Source organism: Pleomorphomonas sp. JP5, from assembly GCF_023721815.1.
Taxonomy (GTDB): Bacteria; Pseudomonadota; Alphaproteobacteria; order Rhizobiales; family Pleomorphomonadaceae; genus Pleomorphomonas.
Genome location: NZ_JAMDLI010000003.1, coordinates 111854 through 129213 on the forward strand (window position 1 = coordinate 111854; position 17360 = coordinate 129213).

Genomic DNA, 17360 nt, shown 5'->3' on the forward strand with positions numbered 1-17360 from the left:
CGTCCGGAAAGACCGGTAGACCCATCATGTTCCTCACCCTGGTCGACTTCGTCGGCTGCTTCGCCTTTGCCCTGAGCGGTGGTACCCGCGCCGTGGAACGGCGGCTCGATCCGTTCGGCATCGTTTTCCTGGCCTTCGTCGCCGCCACCTTCGGCGGCATCATCCGCGATGTAGTGATTGGCGCCGTTCCTCCGGTGGCTTTCATCACCTGGCACTATTTCGCCATTTCCTGCATCGCCGGCTTCTGCTGCATCTTCGCCCACCACCTGATCGCGCGCCTTTCCGCGCCGGTGGCGGTGTTCGACGCGCTGGGCCTCGGGCTCTACGTGGTGGTGGGAACGCGCAAGGCGATGGACGCCGGCCTGTCGCCCTTGATGGCGGCCGTGGTCGGCATGATCACCGCCATCGGCGGCGGCATTGGTCGCGACATCCTGGCGGCGCAGACTCCGATGGTGCTGCACAAGGAAATCTACGCTCTGGCGGCGCTGATCGGGGCCTTGATGGTTTCCGTCGGCGATTACTACCACCTGCCGTCCGTGCCGGTGGCGATTGCCGGTGGCGGCCTGTCCATCCTGCTCCGGCTTGCCGCCATGCGCTGGGACTGGAACCTGCCCCCGCCGACCAGTCGCTCGTAAGCGACTGGTCCGTATGAGGAACGGCGTTCCTCAGCCGACGCGGACGCCGGAGAGGAAGGTTTCGACCTCGCGCCGCAGGGTGTCGGACTGACGGGCGAGGGCGGTCGCGGCGGTCAGCACCTCGGTCGCGGCCCCGGATGACTCGGTCGCCGCCTGGGTGATGCCCACGACATTCTGCGACACCTGATGGGTGCCGATCGAAGCCTGGCTGACGTTGCGGGCGATCTCGTCGGTGGCCGCGCCCTGCTGGTCGACGGCGGTGGCGATCGACGTGGCGATGCGGTTCAGGTGCTCGATCACGCCGGTGATCGTCACGATCGCCTCGGCCGACGACTGCGTCGAAGACTGGATCTCCCCGATCTGGCTTGAAATCTGGGAGGTCGCGCGCGACGTTTGGTCGGCCAGCTGCTTCACCTCGGCCGCCACCACGGCGAATCCCTTTCCGGCTTCGCCGGCCCGCGCCGCCTCAATGGTCGCGTTGAGGGCCAGAAGATTGGTCTGGGAGGCGATGCTGTCGATGAGGTTGACAACCTCGCCGATGCGGTTGGCGCTTTCGGCCAGTTCGCGCACCCGCTCGGCGGTCAGCTGGGCATCCTTGCTGGCCTTGGAGGCGACGACGGTGCTCTCGTCGGCCTGACGCTTGATCTCGGCGATCGAGGTCGCCAGTTCCTCGGCGGCCGCGGCGACGGTCTCGACGTTGGTGGATGCTTCCTCGGCGGCGCTCGCCACTGTGATCGACTGGTTGGAGACCTCCTCGGCCGCAGCCGACATCGACTGTGCCGAGGCTTGCAACTGCGTCGAGGCGCCGACGACCATTTCCACGACGCCACCGACCGCCGTTTCGAAGGCGTCGGCCATTTCCTTCATCTCGGCCTGGCGGCGCGTCTCGGCCTCCGCCTTGGCGCGCTCCTGTTCGGCGCGCATGCGCAGGTTCTCCTCGAGGCCCTGCTTGAACACGTGGAGCGTCGCCGCCATCGTGCCCACCTCGTCGCTGCGGCCGAGGCCCGGAACGGCCACCGACAGGTCACCCTCCGAGATCCGCTGCATGGCCTGCGTGATGGACACGATGGGGCGCGACAGGCTGCGTCCGATCAGCACGGAGAGCGCCAGGCCGAGCAGCAGGCCGCCCGCGCCGAATGCCCACAGGTTGGCTGTGGTCGAAGCCTGGGTCGCTTCCGTGTCGGTCTTCAGCTTGGTCTGCGCGGCCTGGACGGCCGACTGGAACTTGGCGAAGTCGTCGGCGATCTTGGCGACGAAGGTCCGCATCTCCTTGGCCTGGTCCTCGATGCTTGCGGTCATCGCCAGAGAGGCGTTGAAGCCCTCGACATATTGCGCGACGTGGTCGCGCGTGGCGCCAAGTCGGTTGGCGAGCGCCGAAGGGGCGCCTGAAATGGCCTCGACGAGTGAGGCGTCGGCGTCGGCAAGCGCCTTGAGAGCATGTTTGTCGGCATCGGCTTCGCTTCTCGCCGTCGCCTTGGTGGCGAAGATGCGGCCGGTGAGGATGAAGCGCAGGGCTCGCTCGGAGGCTGCGGCCGTCGGGGTTCCCTGGCCGGCCTCGTCGATGATTTCCTCGAGATCGGTCCGGAGCGCCACGCCGATCGGATTGAGCGTCTTGGCAGACAAGGCGTTGACGTCATTGCGGGTCTTGATGAGCGTCGCCAGCAGACTGTCGTAGGTCTCGAAGCTGGCCTGCATGGCCTTGAGGTGATCGAGCTGCGCCGCGTCGTTGGCCGCTTTCAGTCCATCCGCGAGTGCGGCTCGCATGGCCGAGGCGCGTTCGGTCACGGCAGCCTCGGTGTCGGGGAGTGTCGTGTAGATGACCTCGCGCGCTGCGCGTCGGTACTCGAGGAAGGTGACCTGGATCGTGTTGGCTTTGTCGGTGACATCGATTTGGGTGAACATCGTTTCGATGACGCCGCCGATGCCCGACAGGCTTTTGAGCGACATGCCGGCCGTGATGGCCAGAATGACCAGAATGGCGGCAAAGCCGAGCCCAATGCGCGTCGAGATGTTCATGGACCGTCGGAACCCGGCGGGTTTGGACTGGGTCTGCATTTTCGTCGTCTCCTCCTGTCGGCCAATAATGAATCCAACTCCAGGTAGAACGGCTCTTACGTGCGACTCGCCGCTGCCGGATCTTTTGATAATTCGATTCAAGTTGGTTAACAGAGGTTTAATCTGTAATAATATTTATTGAGATATATGTATTATGCATTTGGAAAACGATAGTTTCTCTTCTCGTTGCGAAAGTTATATTCTAAGTAAGGACCGATTATATTTATAACTAGCTAGATTCTCTGCTAGTTTAGATAAAATCCAGGAGGGGTCCTTGAAAGAATTTTCGTAGTTAAATTTTAACTAGTTACTTATCTGTGATCATCGCAATCTGCCTTGGCATCTTTCGCAATGTCACAAATATTCATTTTCTTGCCATATTTATGGGAGGCGGCGCGCGATCGCAACGTTTCCGTTGGAGTGCGGGTCGGCTTCGGATGAGAGAGCGGAAAATGGGGGTGGCGGCTCGCCGGGCTTTGGCAGCTGGCCGCGCTGCTTGGTATCAAGCCGGTCGAGCATCAGCGTGCGGCGTCACAAACAAGAATGGCGCCCTGAGGCGCCATGATCTTTGTCGTGTCGGAAACCGGATGGTGGGCGTGACAGGGATCGAACCTGTGACCCCTACGATGTCAACGTAGTGCTCTCCCGCTGAGCTACACGCCCGTTTCCGTTTTTTGCGGGGCCACCTCATCGGCGGCGTGGGCGGGGATATAGCGTCCTTTCCCGCGCCATGCAAGGGCCTTGAGACGCTTTTCCGAATTCCCCTTCAACCCTTTGGCTGGAAAGTCTTTTCCTTCCGAGAATCCGCAGGTCGCCGTCAGGCGGCCGCCAGCATCTTCTCAACCTCGCGCACGAGATCCTTGAGATGGAAAGGCTTGGACAGCACCTTGGCGTCCTTGGGAGCCTGGCTGTCGGGATTGAGCGCCACGGCGGCAAAGCCGGTGATGAACATGATCTTCAGATCGGGATCGAGCTCGGTGGCCCGGCGGGCCAGCTCGATGCCGTCCATCTCCGGCATGACGATGTCGGTCAGCAGCAGCGTGAAGGGCTCCTCACGCAGCCGTTCGTAGGCGCTCCGGCCATTATCATAGGACACGACGTCGTAACCGGCGTTGGCGAGCGCCTTGGCCAGGAAACGGCGCATGTCGTTGTCGTCTTCGGCCAGGAGAATACGGTTCATTTGCAGTTCCGGTCAGATGGGAAGCGGCGGCGTGCCGCACGATGCTTCAACTATCTCACAAGAGCACCAGCACGGTAAACTTGCGGTTAGCAGGCCGCGTTTCAGGCCATTCTCCTCTGTGTAGAACTTTTCAGGAGGGCGTTCAAACCCCGTAGTGGAGCGAATTTGACTTTTGGGATGTCCGTCTGACGGCGCGTGCATGGACGCAGGCATGTGTCCGGCATTTGTCGGCCTCGCGGTCTCGGCCCGATGGCGAAAGGGGCGCCAAGGTTTGCCCGAGCCCGTCCCTGCGAGGCGCTCGCAGTGGCGGGGGACGCTCAGCCACGTTAACAATAGACAGGCCTGACAAAACAGGGCAGATTTCAGAATCAGGAGTACAAAAGCCCTGTTTTCCGGCCGCAATGGACCGGGTGTCAGGCTCCACGGACTGGAGAGGGATGCGCGTCGTAACCGATTTCCGCTCGGAACCGCCCTTCGAGATTCTGTCCCCCGTGGAGCAGGCGCATCCCTTCGTCTTCAACTCGCCGCACTCGGGCAACGCCTACCCGGAAGACTTTCTCGCGGCGAGCCGACTCGACAGTCGGCGCATCCGCCTGTCCGAGGACGCGCATGTGGACAAGCTGTTCATGCATGCCGTTTCGGTTGGCGCGCCGCTGCTCAGGGCGCATTTCCCGCGCGCCTATCTCGATGTCAACCGCGAGCCCTACGAACTCGATCCGCGCATGTTCGATGGACGGCTGCCTGCCTTCGCCAATGTCCGCTCCATTCGGGTGGCCGGTGGCCTTGGAACGGTGCCGCGCGTCATTTCCGAGAGCGAGGAGATCTATGCCGGGCCGATGCCGATCGAGGTTGCGCTCGACCGCATCGAGGCGCTTTACAAGCCATACCACGCCGCGCTGACGCGGCTCCTGGCCCAGACGCACGTGCGCTTCGGCCGCGCCGTGCTGATCGATTGCCATTCGATGCCGTCGTCGGTCAGGGGGCAGGAGACCAAGGGACGGTCCGACTTCGTGCTCGGCGACCGTCACGGCACGTCCGCCTCGCGCGCCCTGATCGACCATGCCGCCGGTGCGCTGTCCTCACTCGGCTACAAGGTGGCGATCAACCGCCCCTATGCCGGTGGCTTCATCACCGAGCATTACGGCCGCCCTGCCAAGGGGCTGCATGCCCTGCAGATCGAGATCAACCGGGCGCTCTACATGGACGAGAAGACGTTAGAGCCGCACTCGGGCTTCGTTCGCCTTACCGCCGAACTTGCCGATTTCATCGAGGGTTTGACGCGACTGCCGCTCGAAGTGGTCTGCCCGTCGCCCGGTCGCTTCGCGGCCGAATGATTGCAACCCGGGGTCGCTTCGCGGCTGAATGACCCCTGGCGGCCCTGCCGCCGAGCGGTGTCTTGCAAACTTTGAAACGTTTTCAGAAAATCACTTCGCTGGCGCCGGTCGGCCTTGCGGGATAGGCTGAGAATAAAAAAGGGGCCGTCGCAAAAGCGGCGGCCCAAGTCTTAGGGAGGAAACGCCCAAGGAGGGCGGGCAGCGCGGAAACCCACGCTGCACCCGTACACAATGCCTACTTTCGTCGTATTGGTCAACCCCTCGCGGTAGAAAGTGCACCGACTACTCGCGTTCTGGTGGGGGTGGCATCATTGTGAACTAGGGCCGTCAGAAAGCGAGAAATTGCCTTTCTTTGAATCCAAAAATAAAAACAACGGGATGAACCGATCGGTGAAATGGGGTCGCAACGTTGCTCCCCGTTTCGCCCTATGTGGGAAACATATCGGATATGCAGATCACACCTATCTCCAGGGCCTTCTTTGACCGGCTGGCCGATGCGGCTTCGGCGGCGATCCTGCCGCATTTCCGGACCGCGCTTGCCGTCGAGAACAAGCTTGAGGACGCCTTCGATCCGGTGACGGTCGCCGACAAGGCCGGCGAGGTGGCCATGCGCAAGCTGATTGAAGCCACCCACCCCGAACACGGCATTCTCGGCGAGGAGTTCGGCAATGTCGGGCTCGATCGCGAGCGCGTATGGGTGCTCGATCCGGTGGACGGCACGCGGTCGTTCATCGCCGGCATTCCGCTTTGGGGCACGCTGATCGGCCTTCGGGCCGGCGACAAGGCGGTGCAGGGCATGATGGCCCAGCCCTTCACCGGCGAACGCTTCTACGGCGACGGCGTCACGGCCACCTATACGGGACCGGGCGGGGAGCGCTCCCTCAGGACGCGGTCCTGTGGCGACATTTCCCAGGCGACGCTGTTCACCACGTCGCTTCGGCCGTTCTCGGGCCGCGAGCGGGAGGCCTACCTTTCCGTCGAGGCGCAGGCCAAGCTCGTCCGCTACAGCGCCGACTGCTACGCCTATTGCATGGTCGCGGCCGGGCAGGCCGATCTCGTCATCGAGGCGGGTCTGCAGCCCTATGACATCACGGCGCTGATTCCGGTGATCGAAGGGGCGGGCGGCGTCGTCACGTCGTGGACCGGCGGCAGCGCCGTCGACGGCGGCCGCGTGGTGGCGAGCGGCGACCCGCGCCTGCACGAGCAGGTCTTGAAGCTGCTGGCTTCCGGCTTGTCGGGCGCCGCGACGGCGTCCGGCGTCATTCCGACGAGCCGGGGATGAAGGCGTCGAAGGCCGCCCAGAACTGGGCGGCGTAGACCTCGCGCTCCATCATGATCTCGTGGCGGGCGCCATGGATCAGGACATAGGCCGGGTTGCGCAGGCGGCGGGCCATGGTCTCGATGGCGAGGCGGCTGACCACCGTGTCGGCGCCGGAGTTGACCAGCATCACCGGCGCGGCCGTGTTGTTGGCGAGGCCAGGCGCGGCGAGGCGGTCGAACATGCGCGTTGCCGCCACCACCCAGCCCAGCGTCGGCGCGGCGAGTCGGTAGACGGGCTGGGCGGCGCAGATTGCCTCGTTGAGCCGGTAGCGGTCAGGGTCCGAAGTGAGCGGGTTGCGCTCGAAGCTTCTCGCCTTGCTCGCCCGACGGCGCTGGCCGGGGATATAGCGAGAGCCTGCGCCAAAGTAGACGGCGAGGCGCAGCAGCATGCGCCGGAGTCCGGGCATGGTCGTCCGCTGCGGCAGGCCGAGCATGGGCGCCGTCAACACCAACCTGTCGAAGGTCGGTGCCAGGAAGCGGCCGGCGGCAAGGAGAATGCCGCCGCCCATCGAATGGCCCAGCGCGAAGTAGGGCGGCGGACAGTCCGGCAACACGACGCGGCGACGGAAGGCCTCGATGTCGCGCAGATAGTGGCGGAAGGAACGGACGTGCCCCTTGCCGGGGTCGTCCGCCATGCGAGTGGAGCCTCCCTGGCCGCGCCACTCGAGGATCGCCACCGCGAATCCGCGCTGCCTCAGCCGCTCTATGACGTGAAAATACTTCTCGATGGTCTCCGACCAGCCGGGAAACAGGCAGACCGTACCCTTGGCGCCGCCCGGCAATGCCGGCCAGCGCGCGGTGCGCAGTCGCACGCCGTCCGACGTCGAAATCATCTCCAGCCGGCAGCCGGCCGGGATCGGGTTATCGGCGAGGTCGAGAAGATCCATGGGCGCTCCCCGGCGACTGATTGGAGCCGCCGCCGTGCCGGTTCTAGCACGGAGCCGAGGGCTGATGCCATCACCGGACCGCTCTGGAAAACGATCGTCGCCACCCCTCTTGAAAACCGAATCCGTCGCCCCAAATCAAGGAACGCGGACGCCCAACGGGTCCGCGGCGACCGGACGTTCCGCCTCGGAGAGGGGAACAGAAAACCGGTCGGCCAACCCAAGACTGTCGCTCACATGGAGGACATCATGCGTAATTTCGACCTTTCTCCGCTCTATCGCTCGACCATCGGTTTTGATCGCCTGTTCTCGCTGCTCGACCAGGTTTCGACCAGCGACGCGTCGGCCCAGTCCTATCCGCCCTACAACATCGAGCGCACCGGCGAGAATGCCTATCGCATCACCATCGCCGTGGCGGGCTTTTCCGAGGACGAGCTGACGATCGAGGCGCGCGAAGCCGTGCTGACGGTCAAGGGCGAGAAGAAGCCCGAAGCCGAGGACAACGGTCACGAGATGCTCTATCGCGGCATCGCCGCCCGCGCTTTCGAGCGCCGCTTCCAGCTTGCCGATCATGTCGAGGTGAAGGGCGCCTCGCTCGAGCACGGCCTCCTGCACGTCGATCTTGTGCGCGACATTCCCGAGAGCAAGCGGGCGCGCACCATTCCGATCGGCAAGGGCGAGGCCCCGCAGATCGAGGCGACCCTCAACTGAGCTGATCCGCGATGGCGAGCGGAGATCGCTTCGCTCGCCGATCGACGAGATGGCAAGAACGACGAAGGGCGCCCCGCAAGGGACGCCCTTTCCGCATGCTCTTCCCGACGCTGTCGATTACTTGCCGAGCGCCTTGAGGAAATGGTCCACTTCGTGGGCGGCGGTGGCGAAGGAGGTGACGAGGCGGACGAGATCCTCGTCGTCGCGCGGCTTCTCTTCGTCTGCGAGGCCGTCCGGATTCCACTCGTAGAACTGGCCGCCGGCCGCCTTGAGGCGGGCGCTGACCGCCTTCGGCCATATGGCGAACACTTCGTTGGCTTCCGGCTCCCACAGGATGCGGGCGGTGGAGAGCTGGCCGATGCCGGTGGCGAGGCGCTTGGCCATGGTGTTGGCGTGGAAGGCGTTGTCCAGCCAGTGGCCACGGTCGAAATAACCCTGGAACTGGGTGGCGACGAAGCGGCTCTTGGAGAACAGCTGACCGGCGCGCTTCCTGATGTAGCCGAAATCCTCGGCCTTCTTGGCGTTGAAGAAGACGACGGCCTCGGCGCACCAGCAGCCGTTCTTGGTGCCGCCAAAGGACAGCACGTCGACGCCGGCCTTCCAGGTGATGTCGGCTGGCTGGCAGCCGAGGAAGGCGAGCGCGTTGGCGAGGCGGGCGCCATCCATGTGGACCTTCAGGCCGTAGGCGTGGGCGACGGCGGCGAGCGCGGTCACTTCCTCCACCGTATAGACGGTGCCCCATTCGGTGGACTGGCTGAGGGAGACGGCGACCGGCCGGCCATGATGGACGGCGGCCGGGAAGTAGCGCGAGATCGCCGCTTCGAGCCCGTCGGGCGTCAGCTTGCCGCGAGCGCCGGGAATGCTGACCAGGCGACCGCCCGACAGGAACTCCGGCGCGCCGGCTTCGTCGCAGGCGATGTGCGCCACGTCGTGGCAGAGAACGATGCCGGCCGGCTTCATCACCGAGGCGAGCGACAGCGAATTGGCTGCCGTGCCCGTGGCAACGAAGAACACGGAAACGTCGTGCTCGAACACTTCGGAGAACCAGTCGACGGCGACCCGCGTCTGGTCGTCGGCGCCATAGGCGGGAACGGAGCCGTTTCCGGCATTCGCTAGAGCATTGGCCACTTGCGCCGAAGCGCCGGCCCAGTTGTCGCTGGCAAAGTACATGGAGCCCAGTTTAGCCTTGTCGAGCTCGGGCGACAGCCGCCGAGTTTGCGCACCACCCATGCAGACCGTTCATGCCGACGTCAATCCGGATTTCGCCCCCAAATAAATGGGTCAGGATGGTTGACGGGACAGTAAGGTTATGCAAATAACGCATCGCGCATTCGGGACCGCGATAGTTTGGCTCCAAATGCGCGGATCTGGGGGCTCGGGCCCGACTTTCGGAGGAAAGGACGGCCATCGCGTTTTCCCGAGTTCATCCGTCGCGGTTTTTGCTTGCCTCGCAGGGGCAACGGGTGCAAAGCGCGAACGGGAGGATTCCGGGGGAGGAGTGAGCTTCGGGATCATCTGGCGAACGGCTATCGAAGCTGTCTCCTTGTTCCGGTTGTACGGGATGAGGACGACGGCTGTCGCTGTCGCGTCGTCCGGTGAAAGCGCCGGGGCGGCATTGCCAACGAGGACGGGCGGTCAACAGCGTGATTGTGAGCGGGTATATAATGTATGCCCCGCTTGTCGCGCGGAGACGCCCCGGAAAGAGACACCCTACGGCGGAGGAAATCCGCCGCATACTGATGAGGACTTCGCCATGAAGACGCTCGACGAACCGATGCCGCACCTCGCGCCCTCCGCGCCGAATGCCGCAACGAGCGCCACGCGCACGCCGGCAGACGCGATCGCCGACATCCGGCGAGAAGCCGGGGCGGAGGGCCTCTACAGCGCCCAGCACGAGCACGACGCCTGCGGCGTCGGCTTCGTCGCCGACATCAGGGGGCGCAAGAGCCACCAGATCGTCAAGGACGCCCTCTACGTGCTCGAGAACCTCGAGCATCGCGGCGCCGTTGGTGCCGATCCGCTGATGGGCGATGGCGCCGGCATTCTGGTGCAGATCCCGCATCTGTTCTTTTCCGAGGAGTGTCGCAAGCTCGGCTTCAGCTTGCCGGACGCGGGTGCCTATGGCGTCGCCCAGCTGTTCCTGCCGCAGGACGAGGCCGAGCGCAGCCGCGCCATTGAGATCGTCGAGCGGTCGGTGAAGGGCGAGGGGCTCGAAATCCTCGGCTGGCGCGACGTTCCGGTCGACAACTCTGCCCTGTCGGACGGCGTCAGGGCGACGGAGCCGGTGCAGCGCCAGCTCTTCGTGACGCTGCCGGGCGTCTCCGACCTCGAGTTTCTGGAGCGCAAGCTCTACATCGCCCGCAAGGTGCTCTCGGGCGACGTCTACGAGGCCGATTGGAACGGCGCCACCAAGCGCGACCAGGACTCCTTCTATGTGGTGTCCTTCTCCTCGCGCACCGTCGTCTACAAGGGCATGTTCCTGAGCTATCAGGTCAAGCGCTACTATCCCGATCTCTCGGACCCCCGGTTCGAGTCGGCGCTGGCGCTTGTCCATCAGCGCTTCTCGACCAACACCTTCCCGTCCTGGAAGCTGGCGCATCCCTACCGCATGGTCGCCCACAACGGCGAGATCAACACGCTGCGCGGCAACGTCAACTGGATGTACGCCCGCCAGGCGACCACCACCTCCAAGGTGTTCGGCGAGGACATCGAGAAGATCTGGCCGATCTCCTACGAGGGCCAGTCCGACACCGCCTGCTTCGACAACGCGCTGGAGTTCCTCTTGCGTGGCGGCTACTCGCTGCCCCACGCCGTGATGACGCTCATCCCCGAGGCCTGGGCCGGCAACGAGAGCATGGATGCCGAGCGCAAGGCTTTCTATGAGTATCACGCCGCCATCATGGAGCCGTGGGATGGGCCGGCCGCCGTCGCCTTCACCGACGGTCGGCAGATCGGCGCCACGCTCGATCGCAACGGCCTGCGTCCGGCCCGCTATGTCGTCACCGACGACGACCGGGTGATCCTCGCCTCCGAGAGCGGCACCCTGCCGATCCCGGAAGAGAAGATCGTCCAGAAGTGGCGCCTGCAGCCGGGCAAGATGCTGCTGATCGACCTTGTCGAAGGCCGCATCATCTCCGACGACGAGATCAAGAAGACGATCTCGACGGCGCAGCCCTATGCCGACTGGATCCACGACACCCAGCTGGTTCTCGAGGACTTGCCGGCGGTGCGCGCCCGCGCGCCCAAGTCGGCCGAAAACCTCCTCGATCTGCAGCAGGCCTTCGGCTACAGCCAGGAAGACCTGAAGGTGCTGATGGCGCCGATGGCCACCAACGGCATGGAAGCCACCGGCTCGATGGGCACCGACACGCCGATCTCGGTGCTGTCGTCGCAGTCCAAGCTGCTCTACACCTACTTCAAGCAGAACTTCGCCCAGGTGACCAACCCGCCGATCGACCCGATCCGCGAGGAGCTGGTCATGAGCCTCGTCTCGTTCATCGGTCCGCGCCCGAACCTGTTCGATCGCGGGGGTGACGACGCGCACAAGCGGCTCGAGGTGCGTCAGCCGATCCTGACCAACGAGGATCTCGAGAAGATCCGCTCGATCGAGACTCTCGACGGGTCGGGCTTCAAGACCATCACCATCGACATCACCTATCCGGCGGCCAACGGTCCGGCCGGCATGCGGCCGGCGCTCGAAGCCATCTGCATCCAGGCCGAAGCGGCGGTGCGCATGTCGGCGGCCGGTCAGGTCTACAACATCATCGTGCTCAGCGACCGCATGGTCGGCGCCGAGCGCATCGGCATCCCGGCGCTGCTTGCCACGGCGGCCGTGCATCATCACCTCATCCGCAAGGGACTGCGCACCCAGGCCGGTCTGGTGGTGGAATCGGGTGAGCCGCGCGAAGTTCATCACTTCGCCTGCCTCGCCGGCTACGGCGCCGAGGCGATCAACCCGTATCTCGCCTTCGATACGCTGATCGCCATGAAGGACAAGCTGCCCAAGGGGCTCGACGAGAACAAGCTCGTCTACAGCTACATCAAGTCGATCGGCAAGGGTCTCCTGAAGATCATGTCGAAGATGGGCATCTCGACCTATCAGTCCTACTGCGGTGCCCAGATCTTCGACGCCGTCGGCCTGTCGTCGCGCTTCGTGCAGAAGTATTTCTTCGGCACCGCTACCCGTATCGAAGGCGTCGGTCTCGACCAGATCGCCAAGGAGACGGTGGCCCGTCATGCCCGTGCCTTCGGCGCCGATCCGACGCTCGCCACCATGCTGGAAGTGGGTGGCGAATATGCGCAGCGCATGCGCGGCGAGGCGCATGTCTGGACGGCGGGTGTCATCGCCGGCCTGCAGCACGCCGTCCGCGCCAACTCCTTCGAGCAGTTCCAGAAGGAGTTCTCGGACACCGTCAACGCCCAGAGCGTGCAGGCGATGACCATCCGTGGCCTGTTCCGCATCAAGTCGGCCGAGGAGATCGGCCGCACGCCGGTGCCGCTCGACGAGGTCGAGCCGGCGCAGGACATCGTGCGGCGCTTTGCCACCGGCGCCATGAGCTATGGCTCGATCAGCCGCGAGGCGCACACCAACCTCGCCATCGCCATGAACCGGATCGGCGGACGCTCGAACACTGGCGAGGGCGGCGAGGAGGCCGATCGTTTCGTGCCGCTGCCGTCGGGCGACAGTCTTCGCTCGGCGATCAAGCAGGTTGCCTCGGGCCGGTTTGGCGTCACGACCGAGTATCTGGTCAACTCCGACCAGATGCAGATCAAGATGGCCCAGGGCGCCAAGCCCGGCGAGGGCGGCCAGCTGCCCGGCCACAAGGTCGACGCGGTCATCGGCAAGGTGCGCCACGCCACCCCCGGCGTGCAGCTCATCTCGCCGCCGCCGCATCATGACATCTACTCGATCGAGGATCTGGCCCAGCTGATCTTCGACCTGAAGAACGTCAACCCGACCGGCGAAGTGTCGGTGAAGCTCGTCTCGGAAGTCGGCGTCGGCACGGTCGCCGCCGGCGTCGCCAAGGCGCGCGCCGACCACATCACCATCTCCGGCTTCGAGGGTGGCACCGGCGCTTCGCCGCTGACCTCCATCAAGCACGCGGGCTCCCCGTGGGAGATCGGTCTCGCCGAGACGCAGCAGACCCTGGTGATCAACGGACTGCGCTCGCGCGTCGAGCTCCAGGTCGACGGCGGTGTCCGCACCGGTCGCGACGTGCTGGTCGGCGCCTTGCTCGGCGCCGATGGCTTCGGCTTCGCCACCGCGCCTCTGATCGCCAGCGGCTGCCTGATGATGCGCAAGTGCCACCTCAACACCTGCCCGGTCGGCATCGCCACCCAGGACCCGGTGCTCAGGAAGCGCTTCGTCGGCCAGCCCGAGCACGTCATCAACTACTTCTTCTTCATCGCCGAGGAAGTGCGCCGCTACCTCGCAGCGCTTGGTTTCCGCAAGCTCGAAGAGATCGTCGGCCGTACCGACATCCTCGACAAGCAGGCCGGCATCGAGCACTGGAAGGCCAAGGGGCTCGACTTCTCGCGTCTGTTCTTCCTGCCGAAGGCGGAGCCGACCGAGATGCGCCACACCACGGTGCAGAAGCATCCGATTGACGACATCCTCGACCGGAAGCTGATCGCCGAGGCCATGCCGGCGCTCGAGAAGGGCGAGAAGGTCCGGATCGATACGCCCGTCATCAACGTCAACCGTTCGGTGGGCGCCATGCTGTCGGGCGAGATCGCCAAGCGTTATGGTCACGTCGGCCTGCCGGACGATACCATCCGCGTGACGCTGACCGGCACCGCCGGCCAGTCGTTCGGCGCCTGGGGCGCTCACGGCCTGACGCTCGACCTCGTCGGCGACGGCAACGACTACGTCGGCAAGGGCCTTTCCGGCGCTCGCCTCGTGGTGCGGCCGAACCCGGTGTCGAAGATCGTGCCGGAGAAGTCGATCATCGTCGGCAACACCGTGCTCTACGGCGCCATCGCGGGTGAGTGCTACTTCCGTGGCGTTGCCGGCGAGCGCTTCGCGGTGCGCAACTCCGGCGCCATCGCCGTCGTCGAGGGCGTGGGTGACCACGGCTGCGAGTACATGACCGGCGGCATCGTCGTGGTGCTCGGCGGGACTGGCCGCAACTTCGCGGCCGGTATGTCCGGCGGCATCGCCTACGTGCTCGACGAGGACGGCAGCTTCAACAAGCGCTGCAACATGTCCATGGTCGAGTTCGAGGAGATGGTCGAGGACGATCTGCCGCTGCCGGTCGGCGCCGATGGCAAGGTCGATGTCCGTGGCGACATGACGCGCCACGACTGCGAACGCCTCAAGGCGCTGATCGAACGGCACCATGCCTGGACCGGTTCGCCGCGCGCCAAGGCGATCCTCGACGATTGGGCGGCTTACCGCGGCAAGTTCGTCAAGGTGATGCCGGTCGAGTATCGCAAGGCGCTGGAAGCCATGACGGCGAGCCGCATCGCCGCCGAGTAACCGTGAGGGACGGCCGAAGTGCCGTCCCGCCCCACCGAGACAGGAAAGGCCCGACAGACCGTCCCGCGCGCGGCGCCGCAGAGAAAAGGCGCTCCCGGTCGGCGAATGGGCCACACAGGCTAGACGGAGTGAAAGATGGGCAAGGCTACCGGCTTCCTCGAGTTCGAGCGTCAGGAGCTCAAGTACCAGAAGGTGGAGGACCGCGTCCGCCACTACAACGAATTCACCGTTCCCCCACTGGAAAGCGACATGCAGACCCAGGGCGCCCGCTGCATGGAGTGCGGCGTGCCCTACTGCCATCGCGGCTGCCCGGTGAACAACCAGATCCCGGACTGGAACGACCTCGTCTACAACGGCGACTGGGAGACGGCGTCGCGCAATCTCCACTCGACCAACAACTTCCCGGAGTTCACCGGCCGAGTTTGTCCCGCGCCCTGCGAGGCGGCCTGCACGCTGAACCTGTTCGAGACGCCGGTGACGATCAAGCAGATCGAGTACACCATTGCCGAGCGGGCCTGGAAGGACGGCCGGGTGCAGCCGGAGATCGCCAAGGTCAAGACCGGCAAGAAGGTGGCGGTGATCGGTTCGGGGCCGGCTGGCCTTGCCGCCGCCCAGCAGCTCGTCCGTGTCGGCCATGACGTGCACGTCTACGAGAAGAACGCCCGCGCCGGCGGCCTTCTTCGCTACGGCATTCCCGACTTCAAGCTCGACAAGCATATCGTCGAGCGGCGCGTGCAGCAGATGGTGGCCGAAGGCGTCGTCTTCCACTTCAACGTCAATGTCGGCGTCGACGTGAAGGTCGACGACCTCAAGGCCGAGTATGACGCCGTGCTGCTCGCCGGCGGTTCGGAAAAGTCGCGCGACCTGCCGGTGCCGGGCCGCGAGCTCCGGGGCGTGCATTTCGCCATGGAGTTCCTGCCGCAGCAGAACCGCCGCGTCGGTGGCGAGCCGCTCGGCTCCGTCGATCCGATCTCGGCCTTGGGCAAGCGCGTCGTCGTCATCGGCGGCGGCGATACCGGTTCGGACTGCATCGGCACTTCGAACCGCCAGGGCGCAACCGGCGTCGTTCAGCTGGAAATCATGCCAAAGCCGCCGGAGAAGGAAGACAAGCTGCTGACCTGGCCGAACTGGCCGCTGAAGCTCAGGACCTCGTCGAGCCACGAGGAAGGGGCCGAGCGCCTGTTCGGCGTCACAGCCGTTTCCTTCGAGGGGCAGAACGGCGTCGTCAACAAGGTCAACTGCGTCAAGGTCGACGCCAAGTTCCAGCCGGTCCCCGGTTCGGAGTTCAGCCTCGATGCCGACCTGGTGCTGTTCGCCATGGGCTTCGTGCACCCGATCCACGAGGGCATGATCAATGATCTCGGCGTCGACAAGGACGGCCGTGGCAACGTCAAGGCCACCGAGGCCGACTATCGCACCTCGGTCGACAAGGTGTTCGCGGCCGGCGACATGCGGCGCGGCCAGAGCCTCGTCGTCTGGGCGATCCGCGAGGGCCGTCAGGCGGCGCGCGCCATCGACGAGTTCCTGATGGGCGCCTCCGTCCTGCCGCGCTGAGCGGCAACAGGCGATCGATCAAGCGGCCGGGTTCCCGATGGGGGCCCGGCCGTTCTTGTTTTCGGGAGAGAGCTATCTCAGCGCCGCCGAATCGAAGCGCCCTGCGACCGGCTCCAGCGGCAGTCCCTCGACGACGAGGCGGTGGAGCGCGGAGCCGGGTTTGGGCGGAACGAGGTCGGTGGAGGCGATCAGCTTGTCCTCCCCGGTGGCGGCAGGGTCGTTCAGGACCAGCACGGGGCCGTCGCCGGAGATCTGCTGCATCAGGCTGGCCGTCTCCGCGGCGACATTGAGCACGGTGCCGAGGTTCTGCTGGACGTAGAAAGCCAGCTTGCGCGCACCCGAACGGGTGAAGCCGACGCCATCCTTCAGACGCAGTTGCCGCACCTGGCCGTCAAGATCGGGACCGCTGGCGACGAAGGCGCCGTTCTGCGAGAACGGCTCCCAGACGTCGATGTAGGTCGCCCCTTTCTCGTTTGCCTCGACCCGGATGACGCCGTCGATATAGGTGATGTCGTTGGTCGCCTGCGGGCTGGCGACCGGAACGAGACCGACCCAGAGGAGCGGCACGGCGTGCTCGCGGGCGACGCGTGTCAGCTCGTTGAGCCGGGCCTTGTAGATGGTCTCCCACTCGGGTGAGGGGAACTCGACGGTTCGATCGGGCAGGTCGATCGGCCGCCCGTCGGCCCGGCCGATCATGGCGACCACCGCCGCCGGACGAGGCTTGTCGGTCAGGCGCTTCTGGAGGAACGCCTTCCAGTTGGTGTCGTCGGTGGTGGCGAGCCCGGCGTCGTCGACGGTCTTGGTCTCGATGCGGACATCGGGCCGGTCGGCATAGGCGACGTCGAGACCGCGCCCGAGATCGGCCGCCAGCCGGTCGCCGATCACCAGCACCACGCGCGCGTCGTCGTTCTTGGGGTTCTGCGGCTTGACGACGGCCGGAGGGCGGGCCGCCTTGCGCTGCTGGCCGGGTGGCGGCACCTTGATGATCTTGGCTCCGGCGGTCGGCGGCGCCGGCTCGGGTTGGCCGAGGCCGAACAGGCGCATCAGGAAGGGGCGGTTGTCGCGCGGCGGTTCGGCCTGTTCCGTCGCCGCGCCCCGCTGCACGATGATTCTATGCTGGGCGTGCAAGGGCGTCCCCGCCGCGATCAGCGTGGCGACGACGAGGACCGTCAGGGCCTTTGCCCGGCGGAACGGCATGTGACGAGCCTC

General features: G+C 65.2%; 11 protein-coding genes and 1 tRNA gene. 6 read left to right on the top strand and 6 right to left on the bottom strand.

Going from position 1 to position 17360, the window contains the following annotated elements:
* The first annotated feature begins 26 nt into the window (after positions 1–26).
* Positions 27–635: a trimeric intracellular cation channel family protein gene (locus M4J40_RS04090; protein ID WP_251752319.1), complete on the top strand. Its 609-nt coding sequence runs from the start codon at positions 27–29 to the stop codon at positions 633–635.
* A gap of 30 nt (positions 636–665) precedes the next feature.
* Here M4J40_RS04090 and M4J40_RS04095 read toward each other — a convergent pair whose 3' ends face one another.
* The 3 genes from M4J40_RS04095 to cpdR form a co-directional block, all read right to left on the bottom strand.
* On the bottom strand, positions 666–2690 hold the full coding sequence (locus M4J40_RS04095; RefSeq protein WP_251752320.1) for a methyl-accepting chemotaxis protein: 2025 nt from the start codon (positions 2688–2690) through the stop codon (positions 666–668).
* A gap of 588 nt (positions 2691–3278) precedes the next feature.
* Positions 3279–3353 (bottom strand) — tRNA-Val (locus M4J40_RS04100).
* A gap of 154 nt (positions 3354–3507) precedes the next feature.
* Positions 3508–3870, bottom strand: a complete 363-nt coding sequence (gene cpdR, locus M4J40_RS04105; protein ID WP_026783912.1) for a cell cycle two-component system response regulator CpdR — start codon at positions 3868–3870, stop codon at positions 3508–3510.
* Positions 3871–4307: 437 nt separating this feature from the next.
* Here cpdR and M4J40_RS04110 point away from each other — a divergent pair, with 437 nt between their 5' ends.
* Together M4J40_RS04110 and hisN are read left to right on the top strand one after the other, a co-directional pair.
* Positions 4308–5204, top strand: coding sequence for an N-formylglutamate amidohydrolase (locus tag M4J40_RS04110; protein WP_251752321.1), 897 nt, complete (start codon positions 4308–4310; stop codon positions 5202–5204).
* A 448-nt stretch (positions 5205–5652) separates the two neighbouring features.
* The gene (gene hisN, locus M4J40_RS04115) at positions 5653–6486 is read left to right on the top strand and encodes a histidinol-phosphatase (protein WP_251752322.1); all 834 of its coding nucleotides are present in this window, start codon (positions 5653–5655) and stop codon (positions 6484–6486) included.
* Here the strand turns inward: hisN and M4J40_RS04120 are convergent.
* Entirely contained in the window at positions 6464–7411 is a 948-nt protein-coding gene (locus M4J40_RS04120; protein ID WP_251752324.1) for an alpha/beta fold hydrolase, read from the bottom strand. The two genes, hisN and M4J40_RS04120, sit on opposite strands and share 23 nt — an antisense overlap.
* Before the next feature lie 246 nt (positions 7412–7657).
* Between M4J40_RS04120 and M4J40_RS04125 the strand changes: the two genes are divergently transcribed.
* Complete coding sequence (locus tag M4J40_RS04125; RefSeq protein WP_251729669.1) at positions 7658–8119, top strand: Hsp20 family protein; 462 nt, start codon at positions 7658–7660, stop codon at positions 8117–8119.
* A 117-nt stretch (positions 8120–8236) separates the two neighbouring features.
* On the opposite strand, the gene M4J40_RS04130 is transcribed toward M4J40_RS04125, so the two are convergent.
* The gene (locus M4J40_RS04130) at positions 8237–9349 is read right to left on the bottom strand and encodes a low specificity L-threonine aldolase (RefSeq protein WP_311134064.1); all 1113 of its coding nucleotides are present in this window, start codon (positions 9347–9349) and stop codon (positions 8237–8239) included.
* A gap of 523 nt (positions 9350–9872) precedes the next feature.
* Between M4J40_RS04130 and gltB the strand changes: the two genes are divergently transcribed.
* Both gltB and M4J40_RS04140 read left to right on the top strand, forming a co-directional pair.
* On the top strand, positions 9873–14597 hold the full coding sequence (gene gltB / locus M4J40_RS04135) for a glutamate synthase large subunit (protein WP_251752336.1): 4725 nt from the start codon (positions 9873–9875) through the stop codon (positions 14595–14597).
* Positions 14598–14732: 135 nt separating this feature from the next.
* On the top strand, positions 14733–16151 hold the full coding sequence (locus M4J40_RS04140; RefSeq protein WP_251752338.1) for a glutamate synthase subunit beta: 1419 nt from the start codon (positions 14733–14735) through the stop codon (positions 16149–16151).
* Positions 16152–16223: 72 nt separating this feature from the next.
* On the opposite strand, the gene M4J40_RS04145 is transcribed toward M4J40_RS04140, so the two are convergent.
* Positions 16224–17348, bottom strand: a complete 1125-nt coding sequence (locus tag M4J40_RS04145; protein WP_251752342.1) for a hypothetical protein — start codon at positions 17346–17348, stop codon at positions 16224–16226.
* Positions 17349–17360: the final 12 nt, after the last annotated feature.